Annotated in this window: 15 protein-coding genes; 11 read left to right on the top strand and 4 right to left on the bottom strand. The window is 36.1% G+C overall.

The genetic code is table 11. The annotated features are described in order from the left end of the window. Positions 1-4: 4 nt before the first annotated feature. The 11 genes from OGZ34_RS17465 to OGZ34_RS17415 all read left to right on the top strand — a co-directional run bounded on the left by OGZ34_RS17465 (position 5) and on the right by OGZ34_RS17415 (position 13780). On the top strand, positions 5-1696 hold the full coding sequence (locus tag OGZ34_RS17465; protein ID WP_173964095.1) for a RagB/SusD family nutrient uptake outer membrane protein: 1692 nt from the start codon (positions 5-7) through the stop codon (positions 1694-1696). A gap of 116 nt (positions 1697-1812) precedes the next feature. Next, positions 1813-2748 (top strand): alpha/beta hydrolase, encoded by a 936-nt coding sequence (locus OGZ34_RS17460; RefSeq protein ID WP_263361092.1) that lies wholly within the window; start codon positions 1813-1815, stop codon positions 2746-2748. An 18-nt stretch (positions 2749-2766) separates the two neighbouring features. Beyond that, the gene (locus tag OGZ34_RS17455) at positions 2767-3726 is read left to right on the top strand and encodes a DUF4861 domain-containing protein (RefSeq protein WP_263361091.1); all 960 of its coding nucleotides are present in this window, start codon (positions 2767-2769) and stop codon (positions 3724-3726) included. Positions 3727-4498: 772 nt separating this feature from the next. Then, positions 4499-5701 (top strand): glycoside hydrolase family 88/105 protein, encoded by a 1203-nt coding sequence (locus tag OGZ34_RS17450; protein ID WP_263361090.1) that lies wholly within the window; start codon positions 4499-4501, stop codon positions 5699-5701. 22 nt (positions 5702-5723) lie between these two features. Continuing rightward, positions 5724-6944, top strand: coding sequence for a glycoside hydrolase family 88/105 protein (locus OGZ34_RS17445; protein ID WP_263361089.1), 1221 nt, complete (start codon positions 5724-5726; stop codon positions 6942-6944). A gap of 5 nt (positions 6945-6949) precedes the next feature. Then, on the top strand, positions 6950-8977 hold the full coding sequence (gene pelA, locus OGZ34_RS17440; protein WP_263361088.1) for a pectate lyase: 2028 nt from the start codon (positions 6950-6952) through the stop codon (positions 8975-8977). A 55-nt stretch (positions 8978-9032) separates the two neighbouring features. Further along, on the top strand, positions 9033-10382 hold the full coding sequence (locus tag OGZ34_RS17435; protein WP_263361087.1) for a glycoside hydrolase family 28 protein: 1350 nt from the start codon (positions 9033-9035) through the stop codon (positions 10380-10382). 58 nt (positions 10383-10440) lie between these two features. Further along, positions 10441-11187 carry a rhamnogalacturonan acetylesterase gene (locus OGZ34_RS17430; RefSeq protein ID WP_263361086.1) on the top strand — a complete coding sequence of 249 codons (747 nt, stop codon included), beginning with the start codon at positions 10441-10443 and terminating at the stop codon, positions 11185-11187. A 309-nt stretch (positions 11188-11496) separates the two neighbouring features. Then, positions 11497-12030 carry a hypothetical protein gene (locus OGZ34_RS17425; protein WP_263361085.1) on the top strand — a complete coding sequence of 178 codons (534 nt, stop codon included), beginning with the start codon at positions 11497-11499 and terminating at the stop codon, positions 12028-12030. 437 nt (positions 12031-12467) lie between these two features. Beyond that, entirely contained in the window at positions 12468-12644 is a 177-nt protein-coding gene (locus OGZ34_RS17420; protein WP_017495627.1) for a histone H1-like protein Hc1, read from the top strand. A 236-nt stretch (positions 12645-12880) separates the two neighbouring features. Then, positions 12881-13780: a carbohydrate kinase family protein gene (locus OGZ34_RS17415; RefSeq protein WP_263361084.1), complete on the top strand. Its 900-nt coding sequence runs from the start codon at positions 12881-12883 to the stop codon at positions 13778-13780. A gap of 126 nt (positions 13781-13906) precedes the next feature. Here OGZ34_RS17415 and OGZ34_RS17410 read toward each other — a convergent pair whose 3' ends face one another. From OGZ34_RS17410 to OGZ34_RS17395, 4 genes are all read right to left on the bottom strand, one after another. Next, the gene (locus OGZ34_RS17410) at positions 13907-14239 is read right to left on the bottom strand and encodes a YegP family protein (RefSeq protein WP_173965148.1); all 333 of its coding nucleotides are present in this window, start codon (positions 14237-14239) and stop codon (positions 13907-13909) included. A 167-nt stretch (positions 14240-14406) separates the two neighbouring features. Further along, positions 14407-15807 carry a serine hydrolase domain-containing protein gene (locus tag OGZ34_RS17405; protein ID WP_263361083.1) on the bottom strand — a complete coding sequence of 467 codons (1401 nt, stop codon included), beginning with the start codon at positions 15805-15807 and terminating at the stop codon, positions 14407-14409. 98 nt (positions 15808-15905) lie between these two features. Beyond that, a complete protein-coding gene (locus OGZ34_RS17400) occupies positions 15906-16469 on the bottom strand; it encodes a DUF2911 domain-containing protein (protein WP_173965150.1) in 564 nt (187 codons plus the stop codon). A 170-nt stretch (positions 16470-16639) separates the two neighbouring features. Then, positions 16640-18454 carry a glycoside hydrolase family 2 protein gene (locus OGZ34_RS17395; RefSeq protein ID WP_263361082.1) on the bottom strand — a complete coding sequence of 605 codons (1815 nt, stop codon included), beginning with the start codon at positions 18452-18454 and terminating at the stop codon, positions 16640-16642. Between the last annotated feature and the right edge of the window lie 4 nt (positions 18455-18458).

Raw genomic sequence — 18458 nt, 5'->3', positions numbered from 1 at the left:
AAAAATGAAAAAAATAGTATTAGTTATAGCAATACTGGCGACGACATTCAATTCGTGCTCCAATTTTATCGAAGAAGACAACCGTGCCTTTGGTTCGGCAGAACAATATTTTCTAACTGCTCCCGGGTTTGAGTCATTGGTCAATACCAATTATGCCACTCTAAAAGATATATACGGCGGTGATCCGTGGCTGTTTGAAGCAGGTACCGATATGTACTCTGAAGGAAGAAATCAGGAACCGGAAGGATTGGCTAAGTATTTAACCCTTTCTTCTTCGTCAGCCGGAGTAGATTTATTGTACAGAACTTGTTACATGGCCATTCAGCAAGCCAACAAGGGATTGTATTATTCAACCCTTACCGAAAAAGCAAGTACGATAGATACAAGAGTAGGGGAACTGAAATTTTTAAGAGCAAATGCTTATTTCCTTTTGGTTCAGACTTATGGAGGTGTTCCGATTGTATTAGAAAACATTAATACTGCTGTTACCTCTTTCGACAGAAATTCAGCAGAAGAAGTATACACACAAATTTTAAAAGACCTTAACGAAGCGCTTCCGGCAGTGGGTACAGGGGCTTATACAGGAAGAGTTAATAAAAGAGCCGTTCAGGATTTATTAGCAAAAGTATATTTGACTAAAGGTTACGAAACTTTTGGAACACCGGCAGATTTTACAACTGCGGCTAATTTAGCAGATCAGGTAATAGCAGGACAGGCACTTAATATTTCTTTTGCCGATGTGGTAAAACCAGGAAACGAGATGAATGCTGAAACGATTTTCTCGGTGCAGTTTTCTGTAGCTTCAAATGCTACAGGGGTAACAGCTTTGGGAAGTTCACAAAACTACTGGTTTAGCTCTTATTTAGGCGCAGCGGCAGCAGGTAACCCTTATCCAAACAGAAGTTACACACTTTGTCCTACAGTTTACGCATTATCTTTATATGAGCAGGGTGATAAACGTTGGGAAAATACATTCATGACAGAAATCTACAGTAAATACTATGATTTTTATACGGTAGCAGATAAAACGGCTTTAAAAATTACAGATTTTTACGAACCTCGTTGGTTTACTTTAGCCGATAGAGCGGCATGGAATACAGCTAATGCTTCAAGAAAAGCAAATGCGGCAACTTTCAGATATCACAATTGGGGAACCTACTCTTCATCAGCAGCCTCAGGAGGTGATTACAACCTGATTCCCGTTCGTAAATTTGATGATCCAAATGCTCCTTATAGCGGTGCCACCAGCACCAACTACAACACTACACCTATCACACCGGCAACAAACAGAAGCAGTACTCGTGATTTTATTGTAGCAAGGCTGGGAGAAACCTATCTGGTCGCCGCCGAAGCTTACTTTAAAGCAGGTCAGCCAGCGACAGCTCTAACGCGTTTGAATGAAGTTAGAAGAAGAGCAGGAGGCGGAGTTGTAGGAGCAATTCCGGTAATGACGACTATTGATATCAACACCATATTAGATGAAAGAGGTAGAGAACTGTTAGGAGAATACCACCGTTGGTTCGATTTGAAACGTACAGGTACATTGGTACAAAGAGCTGTTTTATACAATCCTAAAATCACAAATGCAAGCGTCTTTAACGGACAAAATGGTAATCTTAAAATATTAAGACCAATACCTCAGTCTGCATTGGATTTGAACAGAAGTAAAAATTACCCTCAAAACCCGGCTTATTAAAAAGGTTTTTATGATTAGTGGTTTTAAAAATTTTGAGGTTACGTTTTTTTGAGGAAGTTAAAAAGGGGTTCGATCCGGAAGCGGACTCCTTTTAACTAAAAATCAGAGCGATTAGAATGAAAAGAATAGGTATTGCTTTATTGCTTTTTTCGAAGGTTATCATGGCACAAAACCAGTATGCCGTTGACACTTCTTATACGGTAAAAAGTACTTATGGCAAACTAATTAAGAAATATCCGTTTATAAAAATTGCGGAGGCGAATAATAAGACAAACGTTCTTCAAATGGAGAACATAGTCTATGATAAAATTGGAAACAGGGAGTTACATCTGGACGCCTATTGGAAAAAAGCTGAAAAGGTAAATCCGGGAGTTATACTGATTCATGGGGGAGGATGGAAATCTGGGAACAAAAATCAGATGGAGGTTTTAGGACAGGCATTAAGTTCAAAAGGATATACGTGTTTTGCGATCGAATATAGGTTATCACTAGAAGCAAAATATCCGGAAGCGATTTATGATGTAAAAAATGCGATTAAATTTGTAAAAGAGAATGCTAAAAAATTTCAGGTAGATCCGGACAAAATTGCCATTTTAGGATGCTCCTCAGGAGGTCAAATGGCAGCTTTAATTGGTGTAACAAATGGAAATTTAGCTTTTGAAGACTCTCGGAACAAGAGTGTGTCTTCTTCAAAAGTGCAGGCAATAATTGATATAGATGGGATTTTGGCCTTTAAACATCCCGAATCGGAAGAAGGAGAAATGGCGGCTTTTTGGTTAAACGGAACGTATCAGGAGAATCCTGAGAATTGGGAGAAAGCATCGGCCTTAAGGCATACCGATAAAAAGACTCCGCCAACACTGTTCATCAACAGCAGTTTTGACCGGTTTCATGCAGGAAGAGACGATATGATTGCGATTCTGAATCAAAATAAAATTTATAATGAGGTCAGAATAATTCAGAATTCACCTCATTCCTTTTGGTTTTTTCAGCCGTGGTTTGATCAAACAGTTCAGTATACCACGCAATTTTTAAACAAAGTATTTAAATAATTACAATAAAAAATGAAAATGAAATTCACATTAGCGACCTTACTCTTAGTTGGTATTACAGCAGTTAATGCTCAGAAGTATGATATAAAAACAGCTAAAACCTATGCCGAGATATCTGCTAAAACAGATGGAAAGTGGGAAGGCCGCAAATATATTGGCGGTACAGTATTTAAAAATGTGGATAGACTCAAATTGTCGCCGGAACATACCGATCATTCTTTTGATATTCGTTATGAAGGACCAGGTTGGGAAAATAACCGCATTGGATATCGTTTGTATTTAGATTGGAGAAATGCGATTGACATTTTCGGAAAAAAAACAGCAGAAATTATTTTGCCAAAAGTTGGACAGGATAATTTCGATTCTTATCACGAGATGAGCGATTGGGGAGCAGATATTCTGAAAGCCGGAAAAGGAATCGGAATTGGTTCAATAGACCGTTATTTAAACAACGAAAAATTACACTTCCGTGAAGTTGATTCTACTATTGCAACAGTAGTAAATAAAACCAATGAGTCGGGTGTAAAAGTGCAGTACTATGGTTGGAAAACGGCTTCGGATAAAATTGATTTTACTTCAGTTTTGACCATCAAACCAGACGAACTATATACAAAGCACACCATTCAGGCATCCAAAGAAATTCAAGGAATTTGTACCGGAATTGTAAAGCAAAAAAATACAGAGCTCCTCAAGAAAGAAAGCAAAAATAAAAAATGGGCTTATCTGGCCACTTATGGTCAGCAATCGTTAGTTCCGGATAAATTAGGAATGGCAATTTTTTATGAAGTCAGTACAATTGAGAGTGCTCCCGATACAGATTTAGATTATCTTTTGGTATTTAAACCAACAACAAAAGCAACTTCTTTTTACCTGTTAGGCGCATGGGAACAAGAACAAAACGGAATTAAATCGAAAGAAGAATTTGTGAAATATTTAGATCAAAGGTTAGAAGTATTGAACAAGAAGGGGAAGATGTAAAAGAGTGAGGAGTGAAGAGTGAAGAGTGAAGAGTGAAGAGTGAAGAGTGAAGAGTGAAGAGTAAAGAGTAAAGAGTAAAGAGTAAAGAGTAAAGAGTAAAGAGTAAAGAGTGAAGAGTATAGAGTATAGAGTATAGAGTATAGAGTATAGAGTATAGAGTATAGAGTATAGAGTATAGAGTATAGAGTATAGAGTATAGAGTATAGAGTATAGAGTATAGAGTATAGAGTATAGAGTATAGAGTATAGAGTATAGAGTATAGAGTATAGAGTATAGAGTATAGAGTATAGAGTATAGAGTATAGAGTATAGAGTATAGAGTATAGAGTAAAAGAGTATAGAGTAAAAGAGTATAGAGTAAAAGAGTATAGAGTAAAAGAGTATAGAGTAAAAGAGTATAGAGTAAAAGAGTAATTTGAAAAGTGAGCCACAGATTAAAAGGATTAGAAAATCTGCGTAATCTGCGAGAAAAATTATTAAACACATAGAAACATAGAATTTTTTAATTGTTTCAAAGATTACAAAGAAATCTTGCTTATTCACATAGCAAATTAATGTGATTTAGAGTAAAAGTGAAACGCCTTTTTTAAAAACTAATAAACTATGTTTCTATGTGTTTAAAAAAAAGACACAGATTAAAAGGGTTAGAAAGATTAAAAAATCTGTATGATTTGCGATATCTGCGAGAAAAATAATAATACACAAGTTAACCTAATCCATTTTAATCCTTTTAATCGGTGGTAAAAAAGACCTACTGCCAGAATATTAGTTTTATGCTTAAACCGACTTTTATAAAAATCAATTTGATTGTTTTACTGTTGATTTTCAGTACTAAAACAATAGGGCAGGCGACTGAAAACAGCGTCTTACCTGACAATTTAAAGTGGTCACAGAGAACGGCACTTACTATTTTGGACAAATACCCGAAAGCCTGGCAGATTGATGGAACCGAAAAACCCAAATGGGACTATAAAATGGGATTGGTATTGTCGGCTTTTGAAAAATTATATCAGAAAACAAACGATAGAAAATATTTCAATTACATTAAAGGATATGCAGATGAATTGATTGATACTGACGGGAATATTATAAAATATGAGAGGAACGAGTACAATATCGATTGTGCTAACCCCGGAAAATTATTGTTCAATCTTTATGACGAAACAAAAGACAAACGTTATTTAAAAGTAATACAAGAATTAAGAAATCAGCTTGAAAACCAGCCGAGGACAGCAAGTGGCGGATTTTGGCACAAACAAATTTATCCCAATCAAATGTGGATTGATGGTTTGTACATGGCTGAACCTTTTTACACCCAATATACGGTTAGATTTGAAAATGGTAAAGCTTTAAACGATATTGCAAAGCAATTTGAATTGGTGCATACGCACTTGGTAGATAAAAAAACAGGTTTGGTTTATCAGGCTTGGGATGAAAGCAAAGAAATCGCTTGGGCGAATCCAGAAACAGGAACTTCGCCAACCCTTTGGGGACGCGCTACTGGCTGGTATATGATGGCTTTGGTTGAAACCTTAGAGTATTATCCAAAAGCACATCCTAAATACAAAGTGTTGATAGAATATCTGAATCAAATAGCAAAGAGTGCCGTGCAGTATAAAAGCGCGTCAGGTTTATGGTATCAGGTTGCAGATAAGCCCGAAATGAATGGAAATTTTTTAGAATCTTCATCATCAGCCATGATTATTTATGCTTTAGCGAAAGGAGCGGATAAAGGATACCTAAAATCAGAGTATAAAAAAACAGCAGAAAAATCATTTGAGGCCTATCTAAAAGAATTTGTAACCAAAGATAATCAGGGACACATCATTATTTCAAATGTATCTTCGAATGTTGGTTTAGGAGGAAAACCATTTCGGGACGGAACAAACGATTATTATAGTAAAAGCAAAACAAAGGACAATAGCTCACCAGCGCTTGCAGCTTTTTTGCTGAGTGCATTAGAATTGGAAAAATAGTAGAATCTAAATATATTTTAAAATGAAAGATAATAGAACAAAGGGTTATTTTACAGCAGTGGCTTTAGTTTGTCTGATGGCCTTTACAAGTTGTAAAGTGACTTCACAGGAAGCGTCAAAAAAGGAAATCGTCATCGGTAAAGATTTAAAATGGTCTGATAAAATGACTTTGACTTTAATGAAACGCCACCCTGAAAGTTATATGATTGATGATTCGAAAACGCCAAAATGGGATTATGTTCATGGATTGGTTTTGCATGCTATTGGAGAATTGTACAAAAAGAATCCGGATCCCAGATATGCATCTTATGTAAAAAGCTATGTGGATGCTCTTGTTCAAAATGATGGGACAATCAAAACGTATGAGTTAGACAAATACAATATTGACTTAATTGTACCAGGACGTTTGTTATTTCCTACTTATGCAACTACCAAAGAAGAAAAATATTTAAAAGCACTTCAACTATTACGCAAACAATTAGCAGAACAGCCAAGAACAACAAGTGGTGGATTTTGGCACAAACAAATCTATCCAAATCAAATGTGGCTGGACGGTCTGTATATGGGAGAACCATTTTATGCACAATATACCGTTACTTTTGAAGGAGGAAAAAATCTTGACGATGTTGCAAAACAATTTGAGTTAATTCAATTGCATGCAACAGATCCAAAAACCGGATTATTGTATCATGGTTGGGATGAAAGCAAACAAATGCCGTGGGCGAATAAAGAAAACGGAACTTCTCCAAACTTTTGGTCAAGAGCTTTGGGTTGGTATGCAATGGCGCTTGTTGATGCCCTTGATTATTTCCCGAAAAACCATCCAAAACAAAAAGAACTGGTTAAATACTTAAACAGCGTTTCGGCTGCTTTAGCCAAATATCAGGATAAATCAGGTTTATGGTATCAGGTGACAGATAAAGGCGGTGCAGAAGGAAACTATCTTGAAGCCTCGGGATCATCAATGTTTGCTTATGCTTTTGCAAAAGGAGCCAATAAAGGATACCTGTCTGCAAAATACAAAAACCTGGCTAATAAAGCTTTTGACGGTTTAACCAGACAATTGATAAAGGTAGATGCTGATGGTGGAATTACACTTACACAAGCTTGTCAGGTGGCGGGCTTGGGAGGTAATCCTTATCGTGATGGTTCGTACACCTATTATGTAAACGAAAAGAAAAAAGACAACGATCCTAAAGCGACGGGACCCTTTATTTTGGCAGCTGTCGAATTAAACAGATAATATAAATGATTTCAATTAAAAAATACATTGTATTGACTTTGTTCAGTATTTGCTTAGGAGTAAAGGCGCAGAATACCTATAAAAACTGGCCGGATATTATTAAGAAAAACGATGCAGCCTGGTTTGGTACCGATGAAGCAAAAAAAATAGCAGAGAATGTATTGCTCTACCAAAGAGAGGTAGGCGGGTGGCCAAAGAACATTCAAATGCAGAATGAATTAACACCGGAGCAGAAAAAGGATTTACTGAAGCTTAAAAAAACAACTGCAGAAACGACTACAGACAATGGGGCAACGTGTCAGGAGATGCTTTTCATGTCTAAAATGTACGCGCAGGTAAAAGACGATCGATACAAAGAATCTTTTTTAAAAGGGTTCCAGTATCTGTTGGATGCACAGTATAAAAATGGGGGATGGCCTCAGTTTTATCCATTGAAAAAAGGCTATTATACTCACATTACTTACAATGACGATTCTATGGTGAACATCCTAAACACCATTAGACAAGTGGGTGAGGAAACGGATTATTTTAGTATAAAACCTTCTAAAGCAGTGGTTGAAAAAGCAAAAGCATCTTTAGAGAAAGGAATCGACTGCATTTTAAAAACACAATACAAACAAAACGGTGTTTTAACTGCCTGGTGTGCACAACATGATGAAGTTACTTTTGCGCCTGCAAATGCAAGAGCATTTGAATTGGCATCGTTAAGCGGTTACGAATCGGCTAAGATTGTATTGCTTTTAATGTCAATAGAAAAGCCTTCTTCGCAAATTATAACTGCTGTACAAAGTGCTCAGGCTTGGTTCGAAAAAACGAAAATCACCAATCTTGAAGAAAAACGTATTTTAAACGAGGATGGAAAAATCATTGACAAAAAAATGATCGTAACACAAAATGCGGCTCCAATTTGGGCTAGATTTATGGATCTTTCGACTAATGAACCTTTCTTTTGTGATCGTGACGGAATCAGGAAAAAATCGATAGATGAGATTGGTGCTGAAAGACGAAACGGTTATTCCTGGTATTCTGATGCACCCAAAGAAGTACTCAAAAAATATCCGGCCTGGGCTGCAAAAAACGGCTTAAAAATTTCGGCAAAAGAATCATCAGATAGGCAAAAGAACAACTTTATTACTGTTGCTTTAGACGGTTCGGGTGATTTTACAAAAATTCAGGATGCCATAAATGCGTGTCCTTCTTTTCCTTATGAAAAGGTAACTGTTTTTGTGAAAAACGGAACTTACAAGGAGAAAATCCGTATTCCCGAATGGAATAGTCAAGTGACTCTAATTGGTGAAAGCAAAGAAAATACGATCATTACTTTTGATGATAACTTCTCTAAGATTAACATCGGGAGAAACAGCACTTTTAATACCTATACCCTTTTAGTGGAAGGTGATGATTTTTCGGCATCCAATTTAACGATCAAAAATGCTTCGGGTGATAACGGTCAAGCTATTGCACTGTCTGTTGTAGCAAATAGAGCTCAGATTTCTAACTGTAATATTCTCGGAAATCAGGATACTTTGTACTTGTCGGGAAAGGAAGCCAAACAGTATATCAAAGATTGTTATATTGAAGGAACTACCGATTTTATCTTTGGAAGTGCAACAGCGTTATTTGAAAATTGCGAAATTCACAGTATCAAAAACTCTTATATTACTGCTGCTTCAACACCTGAAGGAACAGCTTTTGGTTTTGTTTTTAAAGATTGCAAACTTACAGCTGAACCCGCGGCAACGGCAGTTTATTTAGGAAGACCCTGGCGTATTTATGCCAAAACAGTTTATATCAGTTGCGATATGGCAAAACATATCAGACCGGAAGGATGGGAAAATTGGTCGAAACCCGAAGCGGAAAAAACAGCTTTTTATGCCGAATACAATTGCAAAGGCGAAGGAGCTTCGTCTGCAAAAAGAGTTTCGTGGTCGCATCAGCTTGAGAAGAAAGAAGCTGAAAAATATACGATAGATAACATTTTGAAAGACTCAATTCCCAACTGGTATTCAGGCCTGACAAATGTAAAGCAATAGAAAAAAAAAACTCAGAACCTCAGTACCTTAGCGCCTCAGAACCTATAAAAAAACCATGAAATTTAAATACGTTATTTTCCTCTTAATCACCTGGATTTCTGTAGCTCAGCATACCGAATTTCCGTCAGCAAAAGTAGATTCAATAGTTAATCGAATTCAGCTTCCTGTATTTCCTTCGTATCAGGTTAATGTTTTAAAATTGGGTGCAAAAGGGGATTCCATTACCAACAATAAATCCGTTTTTGACAAAGCGATGGCTTTGTGTAAAAAGAATAATGGCGGGACGATTATTGTACCGGAAGGAACCTATAAAATAAATGGCCCGATTCATTTTGTGAGTAATGTCAATCTTAAATTAGAAAAAGGAGCAAAAATTAAATTTAGTGATACTCCGACAGATTATTTACCAATGGTCCTAACGAGTTGGGAAGGTACCATGTTGTACAATTACAGCCCGTTGATTTATGCTTTTGAATGTTCTAATATTGCCATAACAGGCGAGGGAACCATTGACGGTGAAGGAGGTAAGATTTGGAAAAGTTTTAAAGCGAAGGAAGGTGACGGAAAAAACAAAAGCCGTGACATGAATCATAACTACGTAGCTTTGAAAGACAGGAGATTTGGGGAAGGATATTTTTTACGTCCGCAAATGATTCAGTTTTTTAATTGCAGAAACATTTTGGTCGAAAATATTCGAATTGAAAACTCTCCTTTCTGGTGTTTGCATTTATTGAAATCGCAAAGTATCACTGTGCGTGGGGTGCGATATAAATCATTGAATTACAATAACGACGGGATTGATCCGGAGTATGCAAAAGATGTTTTAATTGAAAATGTAAGCTTTGATAATGGTGATGATAATGTGGCCATTAAAGCCGGAAGAGATCATGAAGGAAGGGCAAATTTGGCAACACCAAGTGAAAACATTGTGATCAGAAATTGCAATTTCAAAGGACTTCACGGGGTAGTAATTGGCAGTGAAATGTCGGCAGGAGTTCAAAATGTATTTGTTGAGAACTGTAAAACGACAGGTTATTTAAAAAGAGGTATTTATCTGAAGACTAATGCAGACAGAGGTGGTTTCATCAGAAATGTATTTGTCCGAAACATAAAGCTGGATGAGGTAGAAGATTGTTTGTATATCACGGCTAATTATCATGGCGAAGGAAGTGGCTTCCAATCTGATATATCCAATATTTCTTTCTCGAATATTACATGTAATAAAGCCACAGCATCTGGAATTGTAATTCAGGGATTTCCGGATAAAAAAGTTCGTAACATTTCGTTAAATAATATCGATATCAAATGGGCAAAAAATGCCATTTCGAGTGAGAATGCCGAAAATGTGCTGCTCAATGAAGTGGTTATCGGAGAAAAAGCAACGGTACCAACAGCAGCGAAATAGTTTTTTTCTGAGGCTCTGAGTTGCTAAGATTTTTTTTAAAGAGTTAAATGTAAATCAAATGACTAAATATTATCTGCTAATTATCTGTTTGTTTTCAATGGCGTGTTTTGCTCAAAAAACAACACTTTATACTATTGGAGATTCAACAATGGCCAATAAAAAAGATCCTGATCGTAATCCCGAACATGGGTGGGCACAGGTGCTACAGCCTTTCTTTACCGGGAATGTCAGAGTGGAGAATAAAGCAGTAAACGGACGAAGTACAAAAAGTTTTATCAACGAAAAACGATGGGATTCTATTTATAAGAAGCTTAAAAAAGGAGATTATGTTTTTATTGAGTTTGGACATAATGATGAAAAGATAGAAGATTCAATCCGATACACAAATCCCCATACGAGCTACAGGTACAACCTGATTAAGTTTGTGAAAGAAAGCCGGGAAAAAGGTGCAATTCCTGTATTATTAACTTCTATAGCAAGGCGCAATTTTAACGAGAAAGGAGTTTTAGTGTCTACACACGGGGATTATCCTCTCGAAACCAGATTGGTAGCTCAAGAGTATAAAGTTCCTTTTATTGATCTGGAATATTTTACAGAAATATTGGAACAAACTTACGGACCTGAGAAATCGAAACAGCTGCATTTGCATTTTAAAGCCGGTGAAAATACGTATTATGATAAAGATAAGAGTGATGATACTCATTTGTCATTAAAAGGAGCTACAGAGATTGCTCAAATTGTAATCTATCAAATTAAGAGAGCAACTGATCCTGCCTTAGCTTTGCTAAAAAAAGAGATTAGATAAAAAGACAACCTTTAAGGGGATGATTTTCAAAAAAGAGAGAACTGAGATTCTCTCTTTTTTTGTTTATGCGTCTTTGTAAAGTAACTTAAAAAGATTTGTAAGAGCTTATGATACAGTCAAAAAAACAGTTTTTATGTGAATTAATTGCAGATTTGGCTTATCACGATAGTTTAATGGCTTCTAGCGGTGCCCGAAGAGAAAAGTTACAATTAAATTTGCTGCAAACTTTATTGTTTCTTCACTTTTTAGGAAGAGAAGGGAGGGAACAAAGAGGTATTAATCACTAAAAAATAATACAACTAAAAGCACATGGGTACCTCTACTTTTTCTTTAGAATTTGATCTGAATATTGCAGAGATACGTAATTTGAATAAAATGTATTTCAAAGATTTGTACAAAAAAAGAATAATGTTTTTTTTGGCAATCATCTTGTTGGTAATTGTTTTTTTGGATTGGGATAATAACGATGATTTTTTCCAATGGATAATTAGAAACTTATTTTCCGTGATCTTCTTTCTGTTTTTTCACTATCTAATCGTAAATGCAATTTGTAAAGTAACCTTTCGTCTGGTCAAAAAATTATTGAAATTTGAAGGCTTTGTGCGCAGGTATAAATTCAGTTTTACGAATTCAGTTATAGGAGTACATTCTCCTTTAGGAGGATTTACGCATCGATGGTGTCAGATTGAGAAAGCGATTCTAACCAAAGACCTTTTTTTACTATACATTAGGGATAGAAACGGGTATATCATTTCTATTTCAACCAAAGATAATTGTGATCATAAAATAGCAGAGTTAATTGCATTTATAGATTGTAATGTAACCCATGTAGAAAGAATTTGATCTGACTAGACAACTTTTAACAAATGTAAAAGTCGAGAAAGAAAAGAAGCACTTCTTTATGATGTCTGTTCTTCATAAATACGATCATTTTTGAAGTGTTTTGGGCTCATGTAAACACATTTTCAATAGATTCTCTCCAATAAAACAGCAAATTTCCATTGTAGGATGGAACAAAAAGTTGCTTTTTTTTATGTTTTGAAGAGAGAAAGTAAAATTTTCTAAAAAATACTTGTGAATGTGCTACAAGACAGGAATTGGTGGGTTTGAAAAATAAGCTATTGACTATTAGTTTATTGTGAAAAATGGGATGCTGAAAAGTAAAGAAGTAAACTTATTGTTAAGTTAAGGGCCGAAAAATGGGGATAAATTTAACAGCAAAAGTGTTGTAACTCCCAAGCAAACTTTTATTTTTGCGTCTTAATTTAATAATTATAAGCATGAACGATCTATTAGTAAAAATCAACGCCGAAATTGAAACATTTAAAGCAGAGGCTGAATCATTAACTGAAAAAGGTGTTAAAGCTGCTGGACCAAGAGCACGTAAATCAACTTTAGAAATTGAAAAACTTTTAAAAGAGTTTAGAAAAGTTTCTATCGAAGAATCTAAAAAATAATATTTTTATTTCAAAAAAAAACCTCGTTTAATGAATTTTAGACGAGGTTTTTTTATGGAAAATATTTTTTAGGACTCCAAACTTTTGAACCTGATTCTAATTATATCCAAAGCTTTTTATCATTATATTGCAATAACATCGAATCTGTGGAGAAGCAAGTTTGTGACTATTCTATTTTAAAAGAAAAATAGATGTTGTAATGTAGTAAACAAGTCTGTTAATATAAAATTGTTAGGATGAGTAACGTAAAAAATCTTAAGGCGGTAGCCTATGGAGAAGTGCTTTGGGATGTTTTTGCTACCGAAAAAAAAATTGGAGGTGCACCACTCAACGTCGCCTTGCGTATGCAATCGTTAGGTTGTGAAGTAGCAATGATTAGCTGTGTAGGTAATGATGAAGATGGTTCTGTCCTCATCAATCAGGTTAAAAAACTAGGACTTGAAACGGAGGCGATTAGTAAGTCAGAAGATTTTCCGACCGGTTTGGTTGAAGTAAGTTTAAACGATAAAGGCTCGGCGAGTTATATTATTCATTATCCGGCGGCTTGGGACAAAATTATGCTGACTGATTTTGCGAGAAATCGGGTACTCAATGCAGATGTTCTGATTTTTGGAAGCCTGGTTTGTCGGGATGCTGTATCAAGGAAGTCCCTCGGAGAATTATTACAGACAAATGTTTATAAAGTTTTTGATGTCAATCTAAGAAAACCTCATTACTCGTATGAGATTTTAGAGCGTTTGATGCATTCGGCCAGTTTTATCAAATTCAATGATGAAGAATTATTAGAAATTGCTCCGGCACTACATTCGCCTTTCACCACACTGGAAGAAAATATTCATTTTATTGCCGGGAAGACCACTACCAATGCTATTTGCGTCACCAGAGGGCAACATGGTGCATTATTACTTTGGGAAAACCAATTGTATGAGAATAATGGATATGCTGTAAAAGTTGTAGATACGGTAGGAGCGGGTGATTCTTTTTTAGCGGCTTTAATTATGGCATTGCTTACCGGGAAAGCACCTCAATATGCAATTGATTTTGCATGTGCCACAGGAGCCTTAGTTGCCGCTTCACCGGGAGCGAATCCTGAGATTCCACTTTCAAAAATCGAAAGCCTGCTTATTGGCAGATGACATAAAAAAACTGAAAGAAGAATTTTGTCGTTACAAAGAAAAATTCGGAGAGATCTGGATTATAAAAAGTTTAGAACAAAAAAATGGGGTTGAAAGACCCCATTTAGTTACTATTTTGTATTGTATTTATGCTGTTTGATCATCTGTAGCAGCTTCAGGTGCATTTGTTTTTACCGATGCAATTCCGTTATCTCTGGCGGCAGTACTTTCATACATTTCGCTTGATCCAATAATCTGACCGTTAGTGGCTTTTAAGTTGAAATAAGGTTTTCCGCTTTTGGATTCCAGTTTGTCAAATTTCCCGTCGTTTTGCGAATTTGTTTTGACAGATTCAATTCCGTTTAAGCAGGCCGCTTTCGTAGTATAACCTTCACTTGTTAGAATAGTTTGCCCATTACCAGCTTTTAAATTAAATTGAAATTCACCATTGGCCCTTTTAGTAATTACAAATTTTCCCATCTATTTTTTGATTAAGTTAAAAATTAAATTCTTTGATATTCATAAAATTACAAAACTTCATCGTATAAAGTATAACCGGATGAAAAAATAAATGAAATACTTAATTGAATACAAATAAGTTAATTATGACTGGCTTTTCGCTTAAACTTGACAACCCAATCGTAAAATTATTTTTTATTAAAAGCTTTTAAAATATACTTTTGGATCAATTCGTCACTTGAGGATTGTGAGTTGTAATTTCCTCCTGTAATAACGGTAATCATGTTTTGCTGTTCCCAGATATAGATTTTCTGACCACCGTTTCCCTGTGCTGCTGCTCCGTAATATTTGATGCCATCGACCTCCAGATATTTAAGCCACCATAAATAACCATAATTAACACCCTGAATCTCGGTGTGTTTAGTTAAAGATTCCTTGATCCATTCTTTAGAGATTAGCTGTTTACTATTCCAAACTCCTTTGTTGAGGTACAACAAACCTAATTTAGCCATATCTCTGGAGTTTAAATATACCTGACAGAAAGTTTCGGCACTTGAAGCATCAGGTTTAAAATTCCATTTAAAGTTTTTGATACTTAGTTCTTTAAAAAGCGTTTCTTTTGCAAAATCGACCAAAGGCATTTTGGATGCTTTTTCGATTATTTTACCAAGTGTAATGGGGTTTCCGGAGCAGTACATTCCTTTGCCTCCGGGTACATCAATCATGGGCAAATCAAGTGTAAACTGAACCCAGTCATCAGAAGAGTTCATGCTTCTTTCATCCCCCGCAGACTTCGGATTGCTTACATCACAATCGAGTCCGCTTTGGTTGGTAAGCAGGTTTTCAATTGTAATTTGTCTTTTGTCTTCGTTGAGGTTTTTAAAAGTGTAACCAGGGAAATAGGAGAGTACCGTTTCTTTTTTACTTTTAATGTATCCTTTATCAATTGCGATTCCGGTAAGTGCCGAAACAAAACTTTTGGTTGCCGAACGCATTTCGTGCAATTTGGTTTTGTTGTACTCATAAAAATACTCTTCAAAAACTAATTTCCCATCTTTAATAATCAGGATACTGTGAACGTTTGGGTACGAACCGTTGACAATTTTTCGCATCATTTCGCCCAATAATGCTTTGTCCAGCCCTGTATTGTCAATGCTTCCGGTAATGAGACCGTCATTCTCTTTTTTGGGTTGTTGGTACAGGTATACATAATCTTTGGGTACATTGAGTCTGGGGTACCACATTTCTTTGGGGAAAATGACTTTTTTATTGATTAGTTTGAACGTCTTTCCATCAGTCGTATAGCCGTTGAGAATAGAAGTTTTATCGCGTACAAAAGTTACTTTTTCATTAGAAGTGTTTAGAAAAGTATCTTTCTCTGAAGGCGTCAGTGCATATTTGCTTTCGTTGATGATTGCATACAAAATCGTATCTTTTGGTGAAGCTGCGATTTGCAGTGTGGTATTGTTTTGGTACTCATAAAGGCCTTCGTATTCTTTTAGCTGTTCATAGGTAATTTTGAACTTTTGTTGGGAATGTCCGACACAAATTGCCCCTAAAAAAAACAAGAATAAATAGGTGTTTTTCATCTTTTTTGGTTTTGAGGTTAATGTTAATGAGTGAAAAAAAAAGAGACACTAATTTAAAACTAGTGTCTCTTTTTGTATATCGTTCTGCCGCTAAACAATTACTTAATAGTTATTGGAACTTCAACAGTTGTTTTGTCCCAGCCAATTACTAAATTCGCTACAGCGCCCTGAGCCGTAAAAGCAATCGATAAGGCTTCGATTGTATTGGATACCGGTTTTACCGGAACGCTTACTCTTGCAATATCTTTACTCTCATCGTATGCATAGGCACCCCACAAATCAATTTCTTTATTGATAATGATGGTCCATTTGTCTTTTTCAGGAATGGCAAACAAACTGTAAGTTCCGGCAGGAATATTTACTCCGCCAATAGTAACCGGTTTGTAAAACTTGATTTCGGTATTTTCGTTAGCACCTACACGCCAAACTTCACCAAATTTAATTAAATCACCAAAAATAGCACGTCCTTTAGCAGAAGGTCTTGCGTAAATAACCTTAATCGCCGGAGCAGGATTATCGGTTTTTTTGAATTTTACCGCTTTATTCGGGAAATACGAAATGTCCACCGGACTTGCGTCTAACGGAGCAAATTTCACTACATCCTGTGCTTGAACTGTAAAGGCAGCAAATAAAGTAACTGCCATTAAACTTAATTTTTTCATAGAATTACAATTTTTAGAATATCTACAAAGTAAGTTAATAATGAAGAAAAATCATATAATTAAAGTTTGTTTTTTGTTAATGAATTGCTAACGGTTCTTCTGTTTCATTTAGAATGATATAGAATGCAGCTGTTTTTTCTCCTAAATTATCATTTTATAAGGAAATTTTTTTAATATTCTTTTTTCTTCTTTGCATACCAATTCTGCATAATATAAAAGGCTTTCTTTTTATTTCCGTCATTGGAGATCAGTCCTTTTCGGTTGTATCCGTCCTGAATTCCGGGTAAAAGTCGTTTTGGCGATCTGAAATCGACCAGAATCCACGGACTTAAGCCGCTCAGATGTGGTATGTTTTCGATCATTTTCAGATTTTGAATGTACAGGTATTCCTGATATTCTTCTGTCCATCGTTCGTTTTTTTCACCGTGAAGGCCTTGTTTGGCATCACCTCCAAATTCAGAGACAATCACAGGTTTGTTGTATTTGGTTTTCCAGAAAATCTTTTCGGCATTTTCCAGTTTTCCGCCATACCAACCTAAGTATTGATTGAAGGAAATAAGATCCAGATACTGACCAATTTCGTCATTGATTGTTCCAAAACCGTCTGCTCCGGTTTGCGTCAGTAAAGCCGCGCTGATGAGTCGGGTATTGTCTAAAGATTTGGTGTGATCCACCAGATTTTTGATGAATGTATTTCGGGTATCCGAAATAGGGGTTTCATTGGCCATCGACCAGATGATGATGCAGGCTCTGTTTTTGTCTCTCGTAATAGCCGCTGTCAATTGCTCTTCGGCATTTTTGTAGGTGTTTGTATTGGTGAATTCAACCGTCCAGTACACCGGAATTTCCTCCCAAACCATGAGCCCCATTTTATCGGCTGCTCTGATGATGTTTTCGTTATGCGGATAATGGGCGAGACGCACATAGTTGCAGCCCAGTTCTTTTGCCCAGTTTAAAAGACGCAAAGCATCTTCTTCCGAATGGGCACGACCACCTTTTTCATTTTCTTCATGAATCGAAATTCCGCGCAGAAAGATTGGTTTTCCATTCAGGAGGATTTTGTCTCCCTGAGTTTCAATGGTTCTGAAACCAATAGTATCTTTTAATTGCTGGCCGTTATAATCGATTGTTACTTCGTATAATTTTGGGTTTTCGGGAGCCCAGTAGGAGATTTTCTTCGCTGGAATTTCAAAGTTTAGGATGCCGTCAGCGCCAATTTTTCCTTTGTAATGAATCTTTAATTCAGGAATCGAAAGGGTTATGCTATTTTGTGCCGAAGTGAAATTGTTGATTTTTACAAAACCTGAAATCAAAGCAGCATTGCCTTTTTTGAGCTGAATGTGGTAATCTTCAACAAAAGATTCATTCTCTTCAATTAAAGTTACGTCACGGGTAATTCCGCCGTAATTCCACCAATCGGTATTAATTGTCGGAACATCTTCTTTGTGGCGTGTGTTGTCGACTTTAATGACTAAATAGTTGTCTTTTGGTTTTACGATTGAAGTGATTTCATAATTAAATGGCGTAAAACCTCCTTCATGTCTTCCTAGTTTCTTCCCGTTTAAATAAACATCGGCTTTGTAATTAATAGCTCCAAAATATACAAAAAGACGCTTTTTGGCTTGTAAATCGTAATTGAAAGATTTTTTGAACCATACGTTTCCTTCATAGTATTTTAGTTCCGGAACCTGAGAATTCCAGTCCCCCGGAATATTGATTTGAGCTGATTTATCGAAATCATATTCAACCAGTTCCTGTTTGTTTGCCGCATGATAATTATTAAAAAAGGCTGAATTTGAAGGTTTGGCCTGTTTGTCGTATTCGTCGTGATGAAAGCTGTAATAGCCGGTTTCGTATGGATCGACAATATAGTTCCAGACTCCGTTTAAGGAAGTCGTATTTCGGTTTGGAACATTGGAGATCAGGTTTTGCGCTACTCCAAAAAAGGATAAGGCGAGAAGCACTAAAGTGATTAGCTTTTTCATTGAT

The sequence above is a fragment of the Flavobacterium collinsii genome, assembly GCF_946903285.1.
Taxonomy (GTDB): domain Bacteria; phylum Bacteroidota; class Bacteroidia; order Flavobacteriales; family Flavobacteriaceae; genus Flavobacterium; species Flavobacterium collinsii.
This window is presented reverse-complemented; position numbering and strand designations above follow the sequence as displayed.

Bases quoted from the DNA above. Each gene is read 5' to 3' on its own strand.
- OGZ34_RS17465 (WP_173964095.1), top strand. From the start codon at position 5: ATGAAAAAAATAGTATTAGTTATAGCAATACTGGCGACGACATTCAAT.
- OGZ34_RS17460 (WP_263361092.1), top strand. From the start codon at position 1,813: ATGAAAAGAATAGGTATTGCTTTATTGCTTTTTTCGAAGGTTATCATG.
- OGZ34_RS17455 (WP_263361091.1), top strand. From the start codon at position 2,767: ATGAAATTCACATTAGCGACCTTACTCTTAGTTGGTATTACAGCAGTT.
- OGZ34_RS17450 (WP_263361090.1), top strand. From the start codon at position 4,499: ATGCTTAAACCGACTTTTATAAAAATCAATTTGATTGTTTTACTGTTG.
- OGZ34_RS17445 (WP_263361089.1), top strand. From the start codon at position 5,724: ATGAAAGATAATAGAACAAAGGGTTATTTTACAGCAGTGGCTTTAGTT.
- pelA (WP_263361088.1), top strand. From the start codon at position 6,950: ATGATTTCAATTAAAAAATACATTGTATTGACTTTGTTCAGTATTTGC.
- OGZ34_RS17435 (WP_263361087.1), top strand. From the start codon at position 9,033: ATGAAATTTAAATACGTTATTTTCCTCTTAATCACCTGGATTTCTGTA.
- OGZ34_RS17430 (WP_263361086.1), top strand. From the start codon at position 10,441: ATGACTAAATATTATCTGCTAATTATCTGTTTGTTTTCAATGGCGTGT.
- OGZ34_RS17425 (WP_263361085.1), top strand. From the start codon at position 11,497: ATGGGTACCTCTACTTTTTCTTTAGAATTTGATCTGAATATTGCAGAG.
- OGZ34_RS17420 (WP_017495627.1), top strand. From the start codon at position 12,468: ATGAACGATCTATTAGTAAAAATCAACGCCGAAATTGAAACATTTAAA.
- OGZ34_RS17415 (WP_263361084.1), top strand. From the start codon at position 12,881: ATGAGTAACGTAAAAAATCTTAAGGCGGTAGCCTATGGAGAAGTGCTT.
- OGZ34_RS17410 (WP_173965148.1), bottom strand. From the start codon at position 14,239: ATGGGAAAATTTGTAATTACTAAAAGGGCCAATGGTGAATTTCAATTT.
- OGZ34_RS17405 (WP_263361083.1), bottom strand. From the start codon at position 15,807: ATGAAAAACACCTATTTATTCTTGTTTTTTTTAGGGGCAATTTGTGTC.
- OGZ34_RS17400 (WP_173965150.1), bottom strand. From the start codon at position 16,469: ATGAAAAAATTAAGTTTAATGGCAGTTACTTTATTTGCTGCCTTTACA.
- OGZ34_RS17395 (WP_263361082.1), bottom strand. From the start codon at position 18,454: ATGAAAAAGCTAATCACTTTAGTGCTTCTCGCCTTATCCTTTTTTGGA.